Source organism: Bacillus sp. SJZ110 (assembly GCF_006715455.1).
GTDB classification, from domain to species: Bacteria; Bacillota; Bacilli; order Bacillales; family Bacillaceae; genus Bacillus; species Bacillus subtilis.
This window is the reverse complement of the sequence record NZ_VFNF01000002.1, coordinates 740,061-758,760: the sequence shown is the minus strand read 5'-3', so window position 1 is coordinate 758,760 and position 18,700 is coordinate 740,061. Positions and strand designations below refer to the sequence as shown.

The 18,700-nt window shown below is 41.5% G+C and carries 22 protein-coding genes; all 22 read right to left on the bottom strand.

The annotated features are described in order from the left end of the window. Position 1: 1 nt before the first annotated feature. The 22 genes from cheB to fliG are packed head-to-tail and all read right to left on the bottom strand — an operon-like array spanning position 2 to position 18,692. On the bottom strand, positions 2-1,075 hold the full coding sequence (cheB, locus tag FB592_RS09530) for a protein-glutamate O-methylesterase CheB (RefSeq protein ID WP_141949457.1): 1,074 nt from the start codon (positions 1,073-1,075) through the stop codon (positions 2-4). A gap of 1 nt (position 1,076) precedes the next feature. Then, positions 1,077-1,973 (bottom strand): flagellum location/number ATPase FlhG, encoded by an 897-nt coding sequence (gene flhG / locus FB592_RS09525; protein WP_085186059.1) that lies wholly within the window; start codon positions 1,971-1,973, stop codon positions 1,077-1,079. Beyond that, on the bottom strand, positions 1,964-3,064 hold the full coding sequence (gene flhF, locus FB592_RS09520) for a flagellar biosynthesis GTPase FlhF (protein WP_017694879.1): 1,101 nt from the start codon (positions 3,062-3,064) through the stop codon (positions 1,964-1,966). The genes flhG and flhF overlap by 10 nt, the downstream gene beginning before the upstream one ends. After that, on the bottom strand, positions 3,064-5,097 hold the full coding sequence (gene flhA / locus FB592_RS09515) for a flagellar biosynthesis protein FlhA (protein WP_003231947.1): 2,034 nt from the start codon (positions 5,095-5,097) through the stop codon (positions 3,064-3,066). Before flhA ends, flhF begins: the two co-directional genes overlap by 1 nt. Positions 5,098-5,129: 32 nt before the next feature. Continuing rightward, positions 5,130-6,212 (bottom strand): flagellar biosynthesis protein FlhB, encoded by a 1,083-nt coding sequence (gene flhB, locus FB592_RS09510; protein WP_014479790.1) that lies wholly within the window; start codon positions 6,210-6,212, stop codon positions 5,130-5,132. Further along, positions 6,212-6,991, bottom strand: coding sequence for a flagellar biosynthetic protein FliR (gene fliR, locus FB592_RS09505; RefSeq protein ID WP_141949456.1), 780 nt, complete (start codon positions 6,989-6,991; stop codon positions 6,212-6,214). The genes flhB and fliR overlap by 1 nt, the downstream gene beginning before the upstream one ends. A gap of 7 nt (positions 6,992-6,998) precedes the next feature. After that, on the bottom strand, positions 6,999-7,268 hold the full coding sequence (fliQ, locus tag FB592_RS09500; RefSeq protein WP_003220888.1) for a flagellar biosynthesis protein FliQ: 270 nt from the start codon (positions 7,266-7,268) through the stop codon (positions 6,999-7,001). Between the two features lie 14 nt (positions 7,269-7,282). Beyond that, positions 7,283-7,948, bottom strand: a complete 666-nt coding sequence (fliP, locus tag FB592_RS09495; protein WP_003245692.1) for a flagellar type III secretion system pore protein FliP — start codon at positions 7,946-7,948, stop codon at positions 7,283-7,285. After that, positions 7,941-8,600 (bottom strand): flagella biosynthesis regulatory protein FliZ, encoded by a 660-nt coding sequence (fliZ, locus tag FB592_RS09490; protein ID WP_046160405.1) that lies wholly within the window; start codon positions 8,598-8,600, stop codon positions 7,941-7,943. The genes fliP and fliZ overlap by 8 nt, the downstream gene beginning before the upstream one ends. A 14-nt stretch (positions 8,601-8,614) precedes the next feature. After that, positions 8,615-8,977 carry a chemotaxis protein CheY gene (gene cheY / locus FB592_RS09485; RefSeq protein ID WP_014476812.1) on the bottom strand — a complete coding sequence of 121 codons (363 nt, stop codon included), beginning with the start codon at positions 8,975-8,977 and terminating at the stop codon, positions 8,615-8,617. Between the two features lie 25 nt (positions 8,978-9,002). After that, positions 9,003-10,139, bottom strand: a complete 1,137-nt coding sequence (gene fliY, locus FB592_RS09480) for a flagellar motor switch phosphatase FliY (RefSeq protein WP_014479788.1) — start codon at positions 10,137-10,139, stop codon at positions 9,003-9,005. Beyond that, positions 10,129-11,127: a flagellar motor switch protein FliM gene (gene fliM, locus FB592_RS09475; RefSeq protein WP_003220879.1), complete on the bottom strand. Its 999-nt coding sequence runs from the start codon at positions 11,125-11,127 to the stop codon at positions 10,129-10,131. Before fliM ends, fliY begins: the two co-directional genes overlap by 11 nt. A 33-nt stretch (positions 11,128-11,160) precedes the next feature. Continuing rightward, positions 11,161-11,583, bottom strand: coding sequence for a flagellar basal body-associated protein FliL (gene fliL / locus FB592_RS09470; RefSeq protein ID WP_003231964.1), 423 nt, complete (start codon positions 11,581-11,583; stop codon positions 11,161-11,163). Beyond that, entirely contained in the window at positions 11,580-11,795 is a 216-nt protein-coding gene (gene swrD / locus FB592_RS09465) for a swarming motility protein SwrD (protein WP_003231966.1), read from the bottom strand. Before swrD ends, fliL begins: the two co-directional genes overlap by 4 nt. Before the next feature lie 39 nt (positions 11,796-11,834). Next, a complete protein-coding gene (gene flgG / locus FB592_RS09460) occupies positions 11,835-12,629 on the bottom strand; it encodes a flagellar basal body rod protein FlgG (protein ID WP_064671381.1) in 795 nt (264 codons plus the stop codon). 21 nt (positions 12,630-12,650) lie between these two features. Continuing rightward, the gene (gene flgD, locus FB592_RS09455) at positions 12,651-13,073 is read right to left on the bottom strand and encodes a flagellar hook assembly protein FlgD (protein ID WP_014479786.1); all 423 of its coding nucleotides are present in this window, start codon (positions 13,071-13,073) and stop codon (positions 12,651-12,653) included. After that, the gene (locus FB592_RS09450; RefSeq protein WP_141949455.1) at positions 13,070-14,533 is read right to left on the bottom strand and encodes a flagellar hook-length control protein FliK; all 1,464 of its coding nucleotides are present in this window, start codon (positions 14,531-14,533) and stop codon (positions 13,070-13,072) included. Before FB592_RS09450 ends, flgD begins: the two co-directional genes overlap by 4 nt. A 12-nt stretch (positions 14,534-14,545) precedes the next feature. After that, a complete protein-coding gene (locus FB592_RS09445) occupies positions 14,546-15,160 on the bottom strand; it encodes a MotE family protein (protein ID WP_014479784.1) in 615 nt (204 codons plus the stop codon). Between the two features lie 11 nt (positions 15,161-15,171). Beyond that, entirely contained in the window at positions 15,172-15,615 is a 444-nt protein-coding gene (gene fliJ / locus FB592_RS09440; protein WP_017694871.1) for a flagellar export protein FliJ, read from the bottom strand. Positions 15,616-15,617: 2 nt separating this feature from the next. Beyond that, the gene (gene fliI / locus FB592_RS09435) at positions 15,618-16,934 is read right to left on the bottom strand and encodes a flagellar protein export ATPase FliI (RefSeq protein WP_141949454.1); all 1,317 of its coding nucleotides are present in this window, start codon (positions 16,932-16,934) and stop codon (positions 15,618-15,620) included. Next, positions 16,931-17,683: a flagellar assembly protein FliH gene (gene fliH, locus FB592_RS09430; protein WP_185739356.1), complete on the bottom strand. Its 753-nt coding sequence runs from the start codon at positions 17,681-17,683 to the stop codon at positions 16,931-16,933. Before fliH ends, fliI begins: the two co-directional genes overlap by 4 nt. Continuing rightward, positions 17,676-18,692, bottom strand: coding sequence for a flagellar motor switch protein FliG (gene fliG / locus FB592_RS09425; RefSeq protein WP_003231981.1), 1,017 nt, complete (start codon positions 18,690-18,692; stop codon positions 17,676-17,678). The genes fliH and fliG overlap by 8 nt, the downstream gene beginning before the upstream one ends. Positions 18,693-18,700 lie beyond the last annotated feature (8 nt).

Here is an 18,700-nt window from a genome sequence, read left to right as displayed (position 1 = left end):
ATCACACCCTCTCTTTTTTCACACAGCTTGTGATGGATGCTGCGATATCTTCCACATGTTTAATCTCATGAATGAGACCCGCTTTAACAGCAGCTTTTGGCATCCCGTATACGACACAAGATTCTTCAGACTCCGCAATGGCTTTCACATTGCCGGCTGTTAGCATGTCCTTTAGCCCAGCAGTGCCGTCACTGCCCATTCCGGTCATGATAACCGCTACTTTTTCATAATCTGTCAGTTTCCCGACAGAACGGAATAAATAATCAGCAGATGGTTTATGACGGCTTGGTGTGTCATGGTTATCAAGCACAATCTGGAGTCCTTCGCTGTTTTTAATAACGGATATGTTTTTTCCGCCCGGTGCTATGTAAACACAGCCGTTAAGAGCTGCTTCACCATCTTTTGCTTCTTTTACCTGAATGTCAGATAAATGATTCAGCCGATCAGCCAAAGAAGCAGTAAAGCCTTCAGGCATGTGCTGAACGACAACCACTGGTGCGTTCAAATCCTTAGGGAGCTTCGGTATCACCTTTTGTAACGCCCGTGGACCGCCTGTTGATGTGCCGATACACACAATTTGTCTGCCCGTGCCAGGTTTCGGTTTGCTTAATTCAGGCTTAACGACAGCACGTACAATAGGTTCGAGCCGAACTGTCTGGGAAACAGGGCGTTTCCGCTTGCCGGAAAGTCCTGCCGCGACGACACGCTCAACTAATTGTTCTTTAATTTTGTATAGATCCAGAGATATTGAGCCTGATGGCTTTGTGATAAAGTCAAAGGCACCTATCTCCAAACAATTAATTGTGCATTCTTTACCTTTCTCGGTCTGGCTAGACACCATAATGACCGGCAAGTTATAAATCTCAATAATTTTGCGGAGCGTATCTGTCCCATTCATGACCGGCATTTCAACATCAAGAGTAATAACATCCGGTTTTAATAATTCAATCTTCTTAAGCGCTTCTTCTCCGTTTCTCGCAGTTCCGATTACTTCTATCTGCTTTTCCTCGGTCAGAAAATCACTAATCATTTTTCTCATAAAAGCTGAATCATCAACTACAAGCACACGAATCAAATTAAGCCCTCCTCATTAAAAAAGAAGATAATTTCTCAATAAATGTCTGTTTGTCTTCTTTGTGTCTCGTTTCTTCTCTTTCAAACAAGGCGTCCGCTAAAATACGGACTGACCGGCTGGCTTTTGCCTGAGGGCTTTTTATGAAAAAAGGAACCTGTTCGACAACCGCTTTGCTCACGATCACATCGTCAGAAACGGAACCGGCAAACTGAACCTGAACGTCCAAAAACATATGAATTGTACGGGAGAGGCGGGCAAAAGCGTCAAGCCCTTCCTTTTGGTCACGGCACCGATTGACAGCCACCTTCATTGAAAGCTTATTTTCTGTCAAAACCAAGTGCTTGACAGCGCTGTATGCGTCCATAATGGCCGTCGGCTCGGGAGTTGTTATAATCAAAATATCTTCTGCTGATAAAATAAAAGGCAGTTGATCTTTTGATAAGCCCGCTCCCATATCAAACAGCACATAATCGAACTGGCTTAATGCATGAGAAAGTTCATTGGCAAAAAACGTCCATTTTCTCTGATCGAGCTGGAACATCACATCCAGACCAGTTCCCCCTGATATATACCGCAAACCCTTTGGGCCAACGGATAATGACTGCAGCAAAGGCTTACGGTCGGTTAAAACATCGATTATCGTGGCAGACGATGAATTCCCCATTAATATATCAATATTTCCCATCCCGATATCAAGGTCGATGAGCAGCACCTTCCTACCTTTATCCTGCAGCGCAAGTGCCATATTTAAGGTAATATTGGATTTTCCAACACCGCCCTTGCCGCTAATGACAGCAAGTGTCTTCGCTTTTTGTGAATAAACCATCGGCAGAACGCGCTCACGTTTTTCCATTTTCGCCCGTAAAGTTGCTGCTTGGTCATATCTGTTCATCTGCACAGCATCCTCACAAAACCAAGTGGAGATACAGTCTGTATATCCTCAGGCACATTCTGTCCGTTTGTCATAAACCCGACACCTATTTTTGATTCTGCCAGTATATTAAATACAGAACCTAAGGAAGTCGTTTCATCTATTTTCGTAAAAATATACTGATTGACAGGGACGGATGAAAACCGTTTGACAATATGCTTCATATCTTCATATTTTGCAGTCGCGGATAAAACAAGAAATGACTGAATGCTGCTCTCAAAAGGAATCGTTTCTTTCAGTTCATCAATGTATTGCGGGTCCTTGAAGTTTCTTCCGGCTGTATCAACAAACACATGATCATACTCAGAAAATAGCTCCTTCGCCTGCTGAAATTCTTCTTTTGTATAGCAAACTTCCAGAGGAGCCTGCAGCAGTTCAGCGTATGTTTTCAACTGTTCAACAGCTGCAATACGATACGTATCTGTTGTAATAAAAGCGATTTTTTTATGTTTTTCAAGCATAGATATGGCTGCGAGTTTAGCCAGTGTAGTTGTTTTACCAGCCCCTGTTGAACCAAAGAGAACGATATATTTTGAATGAATTGGCTCCTGCCACTTGTCTGCTGCGGGCAGCATATCGCATAGTATTTCCTGAAGTTTGCCGACAACATTTTCTTCAGTCAAGCCGCCTGCTTCAACAGAGAAGCGAAGCAGTTTTTTCAGAGTGTTCGTTTTCGTAGACTCTTTGATCCCTGTTTCTTGCAAAAGCTTTTCTGCTTTTCGCAGCGGCTCAGGAAGTACAGATTGATATGCTGAAAAATCACCTAGCTCCTGTTGCGCCGGAATTTGAGGGGGATATGTTCTCTCCTCTATTTTCGGACTGCTGACCGGAGTTTTTAATGTTTGTTTCGGTTCAGCTGCCTTCTGAGGCGTTTTTTTCTCAAGAAAGTCCTGATCCAATACGGCGATTACTTCAACAGCAGGCTTGTTGACGAGGCCAAACCATTTTCGCTTTTTAATTTTTTTCGAATTTAATATGACCGCTTCATTACCTAACTCTTTTCTGATGAGAAGTGCCGCTTCTTGCATTGAAGCAGCAGTAAATTTTTTTATTTTCATTAAATATCCACCACTCCAATGCTTTGTACCTCAACATTCGCCTCAAGTTCGTTATAAGAGAGTACCGGAAGATCAGGGAAGTACCGTTCCAGAAGCTGCTTCACATACATTCTGACAGGCGGCGAGCAAAGAAGAATCGCGGTTTCCTGACGTAATGAGAGCTGTTCAGCTTCTTTGGCGACAGAGCGCACTATACTTTCTGAAATATCTGGTTCAAGTGATAAATAGTTCCCGTGTTCCGTCTGCTGCACACCGTCTGCTATTGCTTTTTCTACACGGCCCGAACAAGTAACAACCTTCAACACTTCATTTTCTTTGGCAAACTGGGCTGTAATTTGTTTAGCAAGCGCTTGTCTTGTATACTCTGTCAAAAGATCAGAATCTGTTGTTAATTTCCCATAGTCAGCAAGTGTTTCAAAAATCGTTACTAAGTTTCGAATTGAAACTTTTTCTTTTAAAAGCTTAGCAAGCACTTTCTGAATATCACCGACAGACAATGGATTCGGCGTAACCTCTTCAACCAGGACTGGATACGATTCTTTCAAGTGATCGATCAGCTGTTTTGTCTCCTGCCTTCCGATCAATTCGTGGGCATGCTGCTTAATTTTCTCCGTAATATGCGTTGAAACGACTGATGCAGGATCAACTACTGTATAACCAAGCATGTCGGCTTCATCCTTTACCGCTTCGCTAATCCATTTAGCCGGCAGTCCAAATGAAGGCTCCACTGTTTCAATCCCTTCAATGAGATCGTCCTCAGGAGTAGGCGACATCGCTAAATAATGATCAAGCAACAGCTCGCCTTTTGCTACCTCGTTTCCTTTAATTTTCAATCGGTATTCATTAGGCTGCAACGCTATATTATCTCTGATTCGCACGACAGGAATGACAAGCCCGAGTTCCAAAGCCAACTGACGGCGTATCATAACAATTCGGTCTAATAAATCACCGCCTTGATTGGCATCAGCAAGCGGTATCAGGCCATATCCAAACTCAAATTCTATCGGATCTATATGCAGAAGCTGAACGACACTTTCAGGGCTTTTAAGCTCGTCCACCTCAGCCTCTTCCTCAAGAATCTCATCCACTTCTTCTTTTTCCTTACCTGATTTAGATAGTGTATATGCGCCAAAAGCAAGCAATCCCGCAAGCGGCCCCGTCAGAAGGATGCCGATCGGAGTGAAAATACCTAAAAGCATGATCGTAGCTGCTGCGACGTATAAAAGCTTTGGATACGCAAACAGCTGGCCTGTAATGTCATGCCCTAAGTTTCCTTCAGATGCAGCTCTTGTGACCACAATACCCGTAGCCGTAGAAATTAACAGTGCCGGGATTTGCGAAACAATTCCATCCCCTACAGTCAGCATCGTAAAGTGTGAAGCAGCTTCTTGAATGGACATGCCCTGCTGAAGCATTCCGATCACGATTCCGAAAATAATATTGATCATCACAATGATGATTCCGGCAATGGCGTCACCTTTTACAAATTTACTGGCACCGTCCATTGCTCCATAAAAGTCTGCTTCTCTTGCCACTTTTTCGCGGCGATGCTTCGCTTCCTGTTCGGTAATCATCCCTGCGTTTAAATCAGCATCAATACTCATCTGCTTCCCCGGCATTGCGTCCAGCGTAAACCTTGCTGCAACCTCGGAAACACGTTCAGCACCTTTTGTAATGACGATAAACTGAATAATAATAAGGATGATAAATACAACGAGTCCAACTAATACATTTCCGCCGACAACGAAATTTCCGAAAGTCTCGACGACTTTCCCTCCTTCACCGTGTGAAAGAATTGAACGGGTAGTTGAGACGTTCAAGCCCAAACGAAATAGGGTCAAAAGCAGCAACAGTGACGGAAAAATCGAAAACTGAAGCGCTTCCTGCATATTCATTGTGGTGAGAAGCACGATCAACGCAAGAGAAATATTAATAATGATCAAAATACTTAACAGCCATGGAGGAAATGGAATCACCAGCATCGCCACAATGAGGACAACACTTATTAAAACGGATAAATCTCTTGTTGACATGCTGTTTTTTCTCTCCTTTTAAATCGAAAAATTCAATATACTTTTTGTTTTGTTTTATATACGTAAGCCAGAATTTCTGCTAAAACTTTAAAAAATTCTTCCGGCACTGCCTGGTCAATTTCCACCTGATCATATAACGCACGGGCAAGCGGTCTGTTTTCTACCATCATGACATCATGCTCTTTAGCAATTTTCCTGATTTTTAACGCCAGGTGGTCGACACCTTTTGCAACAATATAAGGAGCGTCCATTTTTTCTTCATCATATTTCAAAGCAATCGCATAGTGAGTCGGGTTTGTGATAATGACATCTGCTTTTGGAACTTCCTGCATCATCCGCCTCATAGCCATTTCCCGCTGTCTTTGTTTAATTTTAGACTTAATAATCGGGTCACCTTCAGATTTTTTGTACTCGTCTTTTATATCTTGTTTTGACATTTTGATATTTTTCTCATAATCAAATCTCTGATATAAATAGTCAAGACCAGCAAGAATCAACAATGCACCTGCACCGCTTAGTCCCATCCACAAAGTGAGTTTTGAAACGAAAGATAGTGCCTCTTCGGGTGTCAGGAGAGGAAGCCGGAGAATTTCTCCATAATGCAGCCAAAGCACAGCAAAAGCCGCAAAACCGACGACTACGATTTTCAAAATTGATTTAATCAGCTCTACAATCGCCCTCATACTGTATATTCGTTTAAAGCCTTTGATCGGATCCAGTTTTTCAAGCTTAGGCTGTATCACTTCAGCAGAAAATAAGAACCCAACCTGCATATAGTTGCTTACGACTCCTGCAACAAGAGCAACAAGCAAAATCGGTGCGAGTATTATGCCCATATCCTTTAATAAGCTGACAAACAATGTATGCACATTTGATTCTGAGAGCTTCATTGTGAGCGATTCGGTATAAAATGTTTCTATGAATGACAGCAGCCTGTCTCTCATATACGGACCAATTGCAATAAGCGAAAGGAATATTACCAGTAAAGAAACGGCGGTATTGACATCCGAGCTTTTGGCTACCTGCCCTTTTTTTCGCGTATCCTTCCGTTTTTTCGGAGTGGCTTTTTCTGTCTTCTCTCCCGCAAAAAACTGCAGGTCAACTCTAAGCTTCATTAAGAAACACCGACCAATGCTAAAAGATTCCGCATCGTTTCAATCGTTAAACTGAAAACATTCCGGACAACGACGAAGATAACGGACATACATACAATGAGCATGATGAAACTGACAGCGATCTTTAAAGGCAGACCGACCACAAATACATTTAACTGCGGAACAGTTCGAGCCACGATACCTAATGCTAAATCAACTAGAAACAAGCTGGCCACAACCGGCGCTGACATTTGAAAAGCGATAATAAACATTGCATTAAAGCTTTTCGCAATAAAATAGGCAAACTTTTCATCGCCGAAATTCGGAAATGCCTGATCAACTGAAATATACTGAAAGCTGTAGTAAATACCATCCAGCAACAAATGGTGGGCATTGACACTCAGCATAAACCAAAGTGCCATCGTATAGATAAACTGGCCAATCAACGGACTTTGTGCACCGGTTTGCGGATCAATAACGTTTGCTATTGAAAATCCCATTTGAAAATCAATAAACGAGCCGGCAATCTGCACTGCGGCAATCATCATATAAGCAATTAAACCCAGACATAGGCCGACCAAAGCTTCTTTAAACGCCAAAAGCATATAGTGCTCATCTATCTCCAAAGAGGGCGGTTTATCAATGGTGCTGAAACAAATGACCGCAAGAAAAAAAGCAAAACCTATGCGATGAACAGCTGGCACATTTCGATGTCCAAATAGCGGAATTGTTACAAAAAAAGCAGAGATTCTAATAAAAACCAATAAAAAAGCAGGAAATAAGTCAATAATTGAATTCATCTCTACATTACCCTGCAAAACGATTTAAATTAGAAAACAGCTCTGTTGTAAATGAAAGAATCGTCGACAGCATCCACGGACCAAAAAAAATGAGAGCCAGGAGAACCGCCACGATTTTCGGAATAAACGCCAAAGTCTGTTCCTGGATTTGAGTTGTCGCCTGAAATATGCTGACAATTAAACCGACCAGTAAAGCAATAGCCAATAATGGCCCGCTGATCATCAGCGTTACGTATACGGCTTTTTCCGCCATAGAAATTACAAATTCTGAACTCACGTTTAGCACCTACCCTAAAAGCTCTGAAGCAAAGATTTCACAATTAAATACCAGCCGTCTACCAAAACAAAAAGTAATATTTTAAAGGGCAGAGAAATCATAACTGGAGGCAGCATCATCATCCCCATTGACATCAAGACGCTCGCCACTACCATATCTATAATTAAAAAAGGGATAAAAATCATAAAACCTATTTGAAATGCTGTTTTAAGCTCCGATATGGCAAAAGCCGGAACCATTGTTGTTAACGGAATATCCTTTAATGATTCAGGTTTATCCATTTTCGCGTAATTCATAAACAGCGCCAGATCCTTCTGCCTTGTGTGTTTACTCATAAATTCTTTAATCGGTTCCTCAGCTTTCGTATACGCTTCATCCAAGCTGATTTTGTTGTCCATTAATGGGGTCAGCGCTTCTTTATTAATTTCTGAAAAAGTAGGAGCCATAATAAAAAATGTTAAAAACAGCGCAAGCCCGATAAGAACCTGGTTTGGGGGCATAGATTGCGTCGCAAGTGAAGTTCTGACAAATGACAGAACAATGACGATGCGAGTAAAACAAGTCATAAGAATCAATATTCCAGGCGCCACTGAAAATACAGTTAACAATAATAGTAATTTAACAGTCGAACTTACGTTTTCCGGATCGCTTGAACTGAAAATATTTATAAACTCATTCATGATGACGTGGGCCTTTCTTCTTTCCTTCAGAACGGTTTTGTTTTAACTCTTCAAGTTGCTCTTTTAATGCTTTTGAAAATGAAGGCAGTTTTTGCTGCGGCTGATGTTCAGAACTCTTAAGCGGCTTCACAAACTTTTGCCACTCTATTTTGCTTGACATTGCCTCTTCATGCTGACTGAGAATGACTTCAATCTCTTTTTCATCCTCAATTTCTTTCAGCAGCTGGATCGTCTCTCCTACACCGACGACGAGCACACTTTTCCCAACCTTGATCAATTGTATGGATCTGTTCTGGCCGACCGATGTGCCGCCAATATTTTCAACATATTGAAAAGGCTTTAGGAGCCGATTTCTTTTGTTCATGAGCTTAACCAGCCCGTAAATCAGCACGATAACAAACAATAAAGCGAAAATCATCTTTACAAAATCAAAAGCTGAGACAGAAGGAGCAGCCGCTCCCTCCGTCTCATCAGCAGTTTTTGTTGTTTTTTCTTTCTTTTGCTCTGATTGATCTGCAGTTTTTTCATCTTTCTTTTGAAACCATTCGTTTACAGTTGAATTATCAGAGTCTGCCGCGGCAGCAGCAATCGGATGTACACTCAATAAAACGAAAAAACAAATAAAAACGATAAAATATTGACTCTTTTTCAACAGTCGTACACCCTTTAACTTAATGTTTTGTTGATTGCTTCAAGCACACGGTCAGCTTGGAAAGGTTTCACAATGAAATCCTTAGCGCCGGCCTGAATGGCATCAATAACCATTGATTGCTGTCCCATAGCAGAACACATGATGATTCTTGCCTGCGCATCAATTTGTTTAATTTCTTTTAATGCTGTAATACCATCCATTTCTGGCATCGTGATATCCATAGTAACAAGGTCAGGTGAATGCTCTTTATATTTCTCTACCGCTTGTGCTCCATTTTCAGCTTCCGCCACAACTTCAAAACCATTTTTAACTAAAATATCTTTAATCATCATTCTCATAAATGCTGCGTCATCTACAATTAAAATTCTATGTGCCATAATCTATCTCTCTCCTTGTGTTTCGTTATTTTAAATTATTAATGCGCTCTGCCTGGCTTAAAATGTCAGTGACTCTCACTCCGAAGTTTTCTTCAATGACAACGACCTCGCCTTTGGCAACGATACGCTGATTAACTAAAATATCTACAGGCTCACCGGCTAATTTATCAAGCTCGATAATACTTCCGGCAGAAAGCTCTAAAATCTCTTTTACGCTTCTCTTCGTTCTGCCAAGCTCAACAGTAATCGAAAGCGGGATATCCAAAAGCATATCCAGATTATGAATAGGGGCTTGTACAGCTTCGTTTGGATCAAACGCGGAAAATTCCACCGGTGAAACCTGAACTGGCGCTGCTTTTTTTGCTGTTCCCTGCCTTTTTGGCGGCTGCTGCTGTTGCTTCGGTTCAATACGCGGCTCTGGCGTCACAGGCTCTTTCGGCTGTTCGTATGTAACTTCAGGCTGCACCGTTTCTTCTTCCTCTGCACTTTCTGAGTTCATAAGGCTTGAAATTAAATCTTTCGCAAATGTCAATGGGTAAAGCTGCATAATGCTGGAGTCTATTAATTCTCCCACCTTTAAGTTGAAAGAAACTTTCACCAGCATTTCATCATCAGGAATACGGTCTGTACCCTTTTCTTCAGTAACATCCAACAATTCAACCCGAGGAGGTGAAATATCAATTTTTTTACTGAATACAGTAGACATTGATGTGGCAGCCGATCCCATCATTTGGTTCATTGCTTCTTGAACCGCACTTAAATGGATTTCACCCAGTGAAGGGTCCGCACCTTTTCCGTCTCCCCCGATCATTAAGTCAGCAATGATCGCCGCGTCACTTTGTTCCACGACTAACAGGTTGCTTCCGCTGAAGCCCTCCGTATAATTCACTTCAATCGCTACATACGGTTCAGGAAACGCATCGCTGATTTTACTTCTTGGAATGACCGTTACGCTTGGAGTCGTAATATCGACCTTTTGATTTAAAAGCGTTGAAAGTGCTGTCGCAGAACTGCCGAATGAAATATTACCGATTTCACCGATCGCATCACGCTCCATTTCCGATAAGTCATCTACTTCCGGAACCTCTGGCTCATCAAGCGTGCTGCCAGTACCGTTAAGAAGCGCGTCAATCTCATCTTGAGATAATCTATTATTCTCCATCTTGTTCACCTCTTATGTCGTGATCTAAAATTTGCACTGCCTGTTTTCGATTCACCCGGCCGGCTTGTCCTAAAAATTTCGGCTTATCTCCGACCAATACAGTAAGAGGATCCGTGACTGATTTGTCCAAAGTTATGCAGTCTCCGACTTCTAAACTTAAAAACTCTTCTATCGTCAGTTCAGATGTGCCGAGCTCGGCCACGACAGGTATTTGTGCTGTCATGATACGTTTTTCAAGCGACTTTGTTTCCTCAGGCTTTGGCTCATTTCGGTCTGATTGCATCCAATAGTGGACTGAAAGCTTCGGTATGAGCGGCTCGAGTACGATATGCGGGATACAGAGATTAATGACACCGCTGATTTCACCAATTTGAGTATTGAGCGAGATCACCACGACTGTTTCATTAGGAGATACCATCTGAACAAATTGCGGATTCACTTCAAACTCAGTCATTTCCGGTTCAATATCAGCAATTGACTGCCAAGCTTCTTTATAATTACCCAGTGCATTTTCAAATAAATTAGAAATGATTTTTGTTTCAATTTCTGTCAAACTGTCAACCTTGTTATGACTGATTCCAATCCCGCCCATGACCCGATCCATCATCGTATAAGCTATCGTGGGGTTGACCTCCATCATAATTCTGCCTTCCATCGGATGGACATCAAATAGATTCAGAATCGTCATGTTCGGGATCGATCTGATAAATTCCTCATACGGGACCTGGTCAACAGAACTGACAGATATGTGAATATAGGTTCTGAGCTGAGCAGAAAAATGAGTGGTAAGAAGTCTTGCAAAATTGTCATGAATTCTCGTTAAACTGCGGATCTGATCCTTAGAAAACCGCAGCGCACGTTTGAAATCATAAACCTTGACTTTCTTCTCTTTTTCTTCTTTTTTCAGCTCTTCAGCGTCCATTTCACCTGTTGATATTGCAGAAAGCAGTGCATCTATTTCATTTTGGGAGAGAACTTCTCCTGACATTTTCCTCACCTCCGTATTCTGTCAAATTATGCTTTATTGCAGATTAAAGGAGGTAATATACACTTTTTCTACTTTTCCTTCTTGGAGGTAGCTATTTATTTTATCTTTTAGTTCCTTCTTAAAGGTTTCTTTTCCCTTGTCTCCCTCAATCTGATCAGCATTCGTATCAGCCAGCAGTGATATAACAGCGTCTTTCACTTGGAAATCACGTTTCTCAAGTTCTTCTTTTGATTTATCAGAATCAGTTTCAAGCTTAATAGCAAGACGGATAATGTTATCAGACTTTAAATTTGTTGTGATCTCTTCTACATCAACAGAAGACGCAACGATTTCATCAATACTTTTTTTCGCTTCACTTTTTTCGGACTTTCCGCCTAAAACAAAATAAGCCGCCGCCCCGAGAGCACCAATTACGATAAGAATAATTAGTAATATGATCATTAACTTTTTCTTCATTCCGGTTCCTCTATTCCTTGATCCATTGCAAATATTTGTATTTTTCGGTAGAAAGCTGCGATCTTTTCCAGAACAGCTTCTTCATCTTCTTTTACTACAAACTTCTTACCATTTGACAGAGTAATTGTAGTATCCGGAAAACATTCAATCTGTTCAATAAATAGCGCATTCAGTGTAAAGGGCTGCCCGTTCAAACGGGTTACTTTAATCATAAAACAGCGGAGAAGCGATTACTCGCCTCCCCTCCCTCCTTAACGTTTAAGGTTAACCAGTTCTTGAAGGATTTCATCAGATGTTGTAATAATTTTTGAGTTTGATTGGAATCCGCGCTGGGCTACGATCATTTCAGTAAATTCGTCAGTTAAATCGACGTTAGACATTTCGAGAAATCCTGATTTAAGAGCACCAGTTCCGCCGTCACCAGGCTGGTTCGCTGCACTGGCCGTTCCAGAGTTTAAAGATTCACGGTATAGGTTGCTTCCGATTTTATCCAATCCATCACTGTTGGCAAAAGTAACAATCCCGATTTGTCCCCCGTCTTGTGTTTTCCCCTCAGCATCAACAATTGACACCTTTCCATCAGAACCAATGCTAAAGCTTTGAGCATCAGTAGGAATTTTAATTGTTCCCCCATTCATATTTAACACATGGTAGCCATCACCTGTAACCAGTGTTCCGGTATTATCTAAATAGAAGTTCCCTGCTCTTGTATAAGCTGTTCCGGCGCCTGTATCAATTCGAAAATAGCCATCGCCATCGATTGCTAAATCAAGTGTTCTTCCCGTGCTTTGTGTCGCGCTTGTTGAATGAATTGTATCAATTGTGCCAGATGATGAACCTAAACCGATTTGCTTAGAGTTTGTTCCGCCGATTGTTGCACCAGCAGCAGAACCGCCGGCAATCGTTTGACTCACCATATCTTTAAAGGTAACCCGGCTCTTTTTGAATCCTACTGTATTTACGTTGGCAATGTTATTGCCGATTACGTCAAGCTTTGTTTGAAAGTTTTTCATACCGCTGATTCCAGAATAAAGTGAACGTAACATAATATATTCCCCCAGATGTTTTTATTTAGATGATTGTCCCACAGACATGACATTCGCAGGACTGATCTCGGTCCCATCATCAAGAACGAGATAATAATTTCCTTTAAAATGTTTAACAGAGCTTACTGTGCCTGTTTTATCTGTTGCACTTTTACCATCAGTCCAAGATACTTCTTTTCCCATCCAATCAACATACGTTGTAAACGGATCTTGGTTTTCAACGAATTGAGTCATTGTCGTATTCAGATTCATCATTTGCTCCAAGCTTGAAAAAGTCGCCATCTGGCTGATAAATTCTTTATCGTCAACCGGGTTAAGCGGATCTTGGTTTTGAACTTGAGTCATTAATATTTTTAAAAACTCGTCTTTCCCCAAGCTGCTGTTGTTCGTCGACACAGTGTTCGTTTTTTCAGGCAGTTTATATTCTGAACTTATAGAAGTCATTCTTCTTCCTCCATTTCAACCATCGACACTTCATCGAGCAGATCGCCAAAATCATTTGATTGCTTTTTCTGTCTTTGCTGTCTCTGCCCCTCTTGCTGCTGTTTCTGTTCATCAGCAAACTGGCCGTATACCGGCTGATCCCCGCTTTGGACCGGAAGAGTAAAACGGTCAATTTGGACGGCCATATTCGGCAATGATTGCTTCAGCTGAGGAAGATGCTGTTCAAGCAATTCTTTTGCTGATTGGCTAGATGCTATGATTTTACTCTGAAACATTCCATTTTCATTTGTCAGCTTGATTGTGACAAATCCTAAATGTTCAGGGTTCAGCCGAATAGTGAAACTTCCCGTCGATCTGCCGAAAGGCGTATATTTCATCTGCTTCCACGCATTAATCACTTGATCAGCCACCGTTTTTGTTTCGGCATTTGGTATATCAGATGACATCTGCTGCAGATCAAGTGTTTGAACTCCTCCTATGCCCCGATACCCCGAAAACAGCATTTGGAGTCCTGATTTACTATCTACAGGCTGAATACTTCCAGAAACATCCGATGCATTTTTGCTGGATGAACTCTGCGAGAGCGGTGTGAGAACACGCTTCCCAAAGTCTTGTGATGATTCGGATGATTTCGATAACAAGAAGGCTTTCAGCTGGCTTTCAGCTAAACTCCATTCTTTGGTCCCTTTTTGAGGAAGCATAGACATTTGATCCATTAAGCTTTGAAAACTTTTCAGCTCTGACGCTGTCATCGAGTAAAGTTTTGAACTTGACTCAGCTTTAGTGAATATTTGCTGTTTAAGATCCTGAATTAGTTGTTGAGATACACCCTTCTTTTCTAATGCAGAAAGGAATTGATCTCCATTTTGGTAAATGGCATGAGCTTCATTGCCATTCCCGCGATCAGTCAGCTTATTCCCTTCTACGAGCTGGCTAATGAACATCTGGATATAGATAAGCTCTTTAGCAGGCTCGGATACTTCATTTTCCTGATTTGATTGCTCTGTATCAGACTTCAGTGCTCCATTAATGTCAGAAGCAGAATCATTGGCACTCAGAGCCGTTTTAGCTTCTGAAAAGATTTTCTCCGTTTCTGTGAGCAATTGATCCGTCCCGCCTGACATTTTTGATTCAACTGCTTGCAAAAGATTTTGCAACATTTGCAGAGCATTCGCATGCAATTGCTTCCCTGTCAGTTTGCTTAATGTTTGCAAAAGATCCGCATTTTGTTTGTCTTGGTCTTCAGGATTTGCATTTAGCCATTCACCGATCTTTTTAAGCGCATCTGCTAAAAGCTGATCTTCAGAATTAGGAGTTCCCTTTCCTTGTTCTGAAAGTTCCTTCAATCCAGCCTCAGACATAAGCCAGTTTTGAAAAACTCCTTGGCTACTTTTCATGTTTTTAGCGGCAGAACCCGTTGTGGTTTGCAGCAAAGGTCCGGCTAATTCAAGCAGCTTCACCTTTCATTCCCCCTATTCTTGGCTGGCAGCAATTTTTTCTGTATAGGTTGCTGCTTGCTCAGGAGTCATTTTCGCCAATATGTCAGCAAGCTGCTTTTTGCTTAGGCCATTCAATATTTTCAGTGCTTCTTGCTCCTTTAATTGGGCAATAATTTTAGCAGCCTTTCCGCTGTCCATGCTTTTGTACACACTGATCACTTTGTCATTTTCAGAAGAAGCTTTCGAGTCTGCTGATCCTTCAGTATGATCTTCTGATGACTTTTTTTGATCCTCAGCCGTCTTTTCAAGTGAACGGATCTTTTGATTGAGCCTATCGATTTCTGATTTACTTGTTTCTAAATCTTTATTCAATATACTGATTTCACTTTTTTGATCCTTAATGGTCTTTTCCAGAGCTGCCGTATTACTGCTATCCTTACTTGATGCTGCGCCTTTTTTATTTTCGGTTTCAGGGACCAATTCTTTAAGAACCGGCGTTTTTGCCGCAGCATCCTGTATCGGCTTTATGACATTGATACCAGCAGCCCAAAGAACAATCCCCCCTGCGATTAATAGAAACATCAGCGGGAGGATAATGATAAGCAAAACCGAACGGAACTTACCTGATTCTTTCTTTTTGCCGGACATTACATTCGCTCCTAATGGCCTTGAATCATAAACTGCTTAATCGAAATATCGTCCATTTCTTTCATTTCTGCAGCTTTATCTTCAAGAGCAAACATTTTAAACTGTTTTTCACGCATTTTTTCAAACTTTTTCACTTCAATGTTTTTCTCTGTCAAAATTTCTTGTTTTTGATTCATTTGATTTCTTTTCATAATGACAAGCTTTTGATAGTGATAGATCGTATTATCAAGATTTGAGACAAATTGTTGGTAGTGCCTCATTTCTTGTACACTCATGCCGCTTTTTAATTTCTTTTCCTTATCTTGTTCTAGCAATTCTTTTTTGCTCATATTCTCATATAATTTTTCAGCAACGTTTTCAAATTCAGAAACTGATTGCTGATACTCGGATAAGGATTGGTCTTTTTCATTTTCTTTTAGTTCCAGCAGCTTTTGGAATCTAAATTGATAAGCCACGTTTATTCCTCATTTCCTGTCAAACTAGTTAATGCAGCAATGCTTTCTTCCAATAAAGCCGGTTCGTCTGTTCCCTGCTTTAAAAATTGAATAAGCTGCGGATAAAATTGTATCGCTTCATCAATTTCTCTGGATGATCCTCTTTTGTAAGCTCCGATATTAATGAGATCTTCCGAATTTTGATATGTCGATAAAAGTTCACGGAATTTATTTGCCGCATCCAGGTGCTGTCTTGTCGATATGTTTGACATCACCCTGCTGATGCTTTTTAGTACGTTAACTGCAGGAAACTGGCCTTTATTGGCAAGCGCCCTGTCCAACACAATATGTCCGTCTAAAATTCCGCGTACGGTATCGGCAATCGGCTCATTCATGTCATCCCCGTCTACCAACACTGTATAAAATGCCGTAATGGTTCCATGCTCGTTTGCACCCGTTCGTTCTAGTAAACGAGGTAAAATAGCGAACACTGAAGGTGTATAACCTTTTGTCGTCGGAGGCTCTCCTGCAGCCAGTCCAATCTCTCGCTGCGCCATTGCCACCCTTGTAACAGAATCCATCATAAACATGACATTTTGGCCTTTATCTCGGAAATACTCGGCAATGGCAGTCGCTGTATATGCCGCTTTCAATCTCATTAATGCTGGCTGGTCTGAGGTGGCAACGACTACAATCGATCGTTTCAGCCCCTCTTTCCCCAGATCTTTTTCAATAAACTCCCGAACCTCTCGTCCGCGTTCTCCGACAAGTGCAATGACGTTTAAGTCAGCCTCTGTCTGCTTGGCGATCATTCCCATTAAGGTGCTTTTTCCGACACCGCTTCCTGCAAAAATTCCAATCCGCTGGCCTTTACCGACTGTCAGCAAGCTGTCAATTGATCTGACTCCAACACCCATCTTTTCACGGATAGGCGGCCGTTTCATCGGGTTGGGCGGTGATTGCTCCGTTGATACAGGCGAAAGCCCTTTCGGCAGAAGTTTTCCGTCAAGCGGTTCTCCAAAAGCATCGATGACTTGTCCAATCAGTCCCGTTCCAACTTTAACCCGAAGTGATTCCCCAGTAGCTTCTACAATGCTGCCAGGTGCAATGCTCGCAGCCTCTAAATAAGGCATAAGCAAAATATTTTCTTCCTGGAAGCCGACTACCTCAGCTTTAATGACTTTCCCAGATTGTCCTTTTGCATAAATCAGGCACACGTCGCCAATTGAGCTTGCTGGCCCTTTTGATTCAATCATCAGGCCGATTACCCGCTTGACTTTTCCGTACCGTTTATACGAGTCTGTCATTTCTATACAATCTATCAGACTCTGTGTCTTCATTCAGCTGCACCTGCTTCCAGCGCTGTCAGAAGTTTATCTTTCAATTGCATCAATTGTGTGTCAACACTCGCATCTACCCTGCCAAAAGGAGTTTCAATATAACAGGTTCCTTTTTGAGCTTTTTCATCAGCATATATGCCAAGCCGGCATTCTTTATAAAGAAGCTGCTGGATTTCATCTTTTTGCTGAAAGATTGTCTCATAGTAATATGGATCAACATAAATTGATATATCGTCATATTCCTTCACTTCGTTTATAACCTGTTGTACAAGCAGGAGGAAAGCCTCTTTATCATCAGACTTTTGCTGCCAAACTTTTTTTGCTAGGGCAACGGCAAGCTCAACGATTTCTTCATTAGCGTCTTCAAGCTTGTCCTCAACAGCTTTTCTGGACATTTCAGTTATACTGTTTGCTTGGCCGATCAGTTCGGCATACTGTTTCATTGCCTCAGCTTTGCCCAGCGCTACTCCTTGTTCAAAGCCCTCGGCTTTTGCTTCTTCAATAAGCTTCTGTTTTTCAGCCGCCCAATTGTTTTTCTCCTGTTCAATTTGACGGCGAATATTTTCTATATGACTGTTTGCCTGCTCAGAAATCCGGTCAGCTTCCTCTTTCACTCGGACCATAAGCGCCTCCGGGTTCTCTTCAGCCTGCAAAAGGTGAGAATGATTAATACGCACCTCTTGTATAGAAAGTTTTCTTTTTTCCTTTTGTGGAGAAATAGATGATTCTTGTTTAATGATATTAGACAATAATATCATCCCCTCCGCCTCTTGCTATCACAATTTCACCGGCTTCTTCAAGCTTTCTGACGATGCTTACAATTCTCGATTGAGCTTCTTCTACATCTTTCAAGCGTACAGGGCCCATAAATTCCATTTCTTCTTTGAAGGTTTCAACCATACGCTGTGACATATTGTTGAATACAATTTCTTTGACTTCCTCGCTTGCAACCTTTAATGAAAGGAGCAAATCGTCGTTCTCAACATCGCGAATGACTCTCTGAATGGCACGGTTATCAAGTGTGACAATATCTTCGAAGACAAACATCCGCTTTTTAATTTCTTCAGCAAGATCGGGATCCTGAATTTCCAATGAATCCAAGATCGTCTTCTCTGTCCCTCTGTCTACCCCGTTTAACACTTCCACAACAGCTTCAATTCCGCCTGTTTGTGTATAATCCTGAGTAAATGCAGAAGATAATTTTTGTTCCAGAATCCGTTCTACCTCATTAATTATTTCTGGAGATGTTCTATCCATAACCGCGATTCTTCTCGCAACCTCAGCCTGTACTTCAGGATTCAGCTCGGATAAAATTTGCCCGGCCTGCACAGGATCTAAATAAGACAAGATTAACGCCATCGTCTGCGGATGCTCTTGCTGGATAAAATTCAAAATTTGTTCTGGCTCCGCTTTTCTGGCAAAATCAAATGGTTTAACCTGCAAAGAAGAAGTCAGCCTGTTTAGAATGTTCTCCGCCTTATCCTCTCCAAGCGCCTTTTCCAGAACTTGTCTTGCATAGCTTAAACCGCCTTGAGAAATATAATCTTGCGCAATGGCTATATTATGAAATTCTTCTATGATTTCATCCTTTTTTTGATGATCGACGCTTCGAACACCTGATATTTCCAGAGTAAGCCTTTCAATTTCTTCATCGGTTAAGTGCTTATAGACAGAAGCTGACACATCTAACCCCAAGGAAATCATGAGAATGGCTGCTTTTTGTTTTCCTGTAAGCTTATCTTGATCACGTCTCGCCATTTCTAATT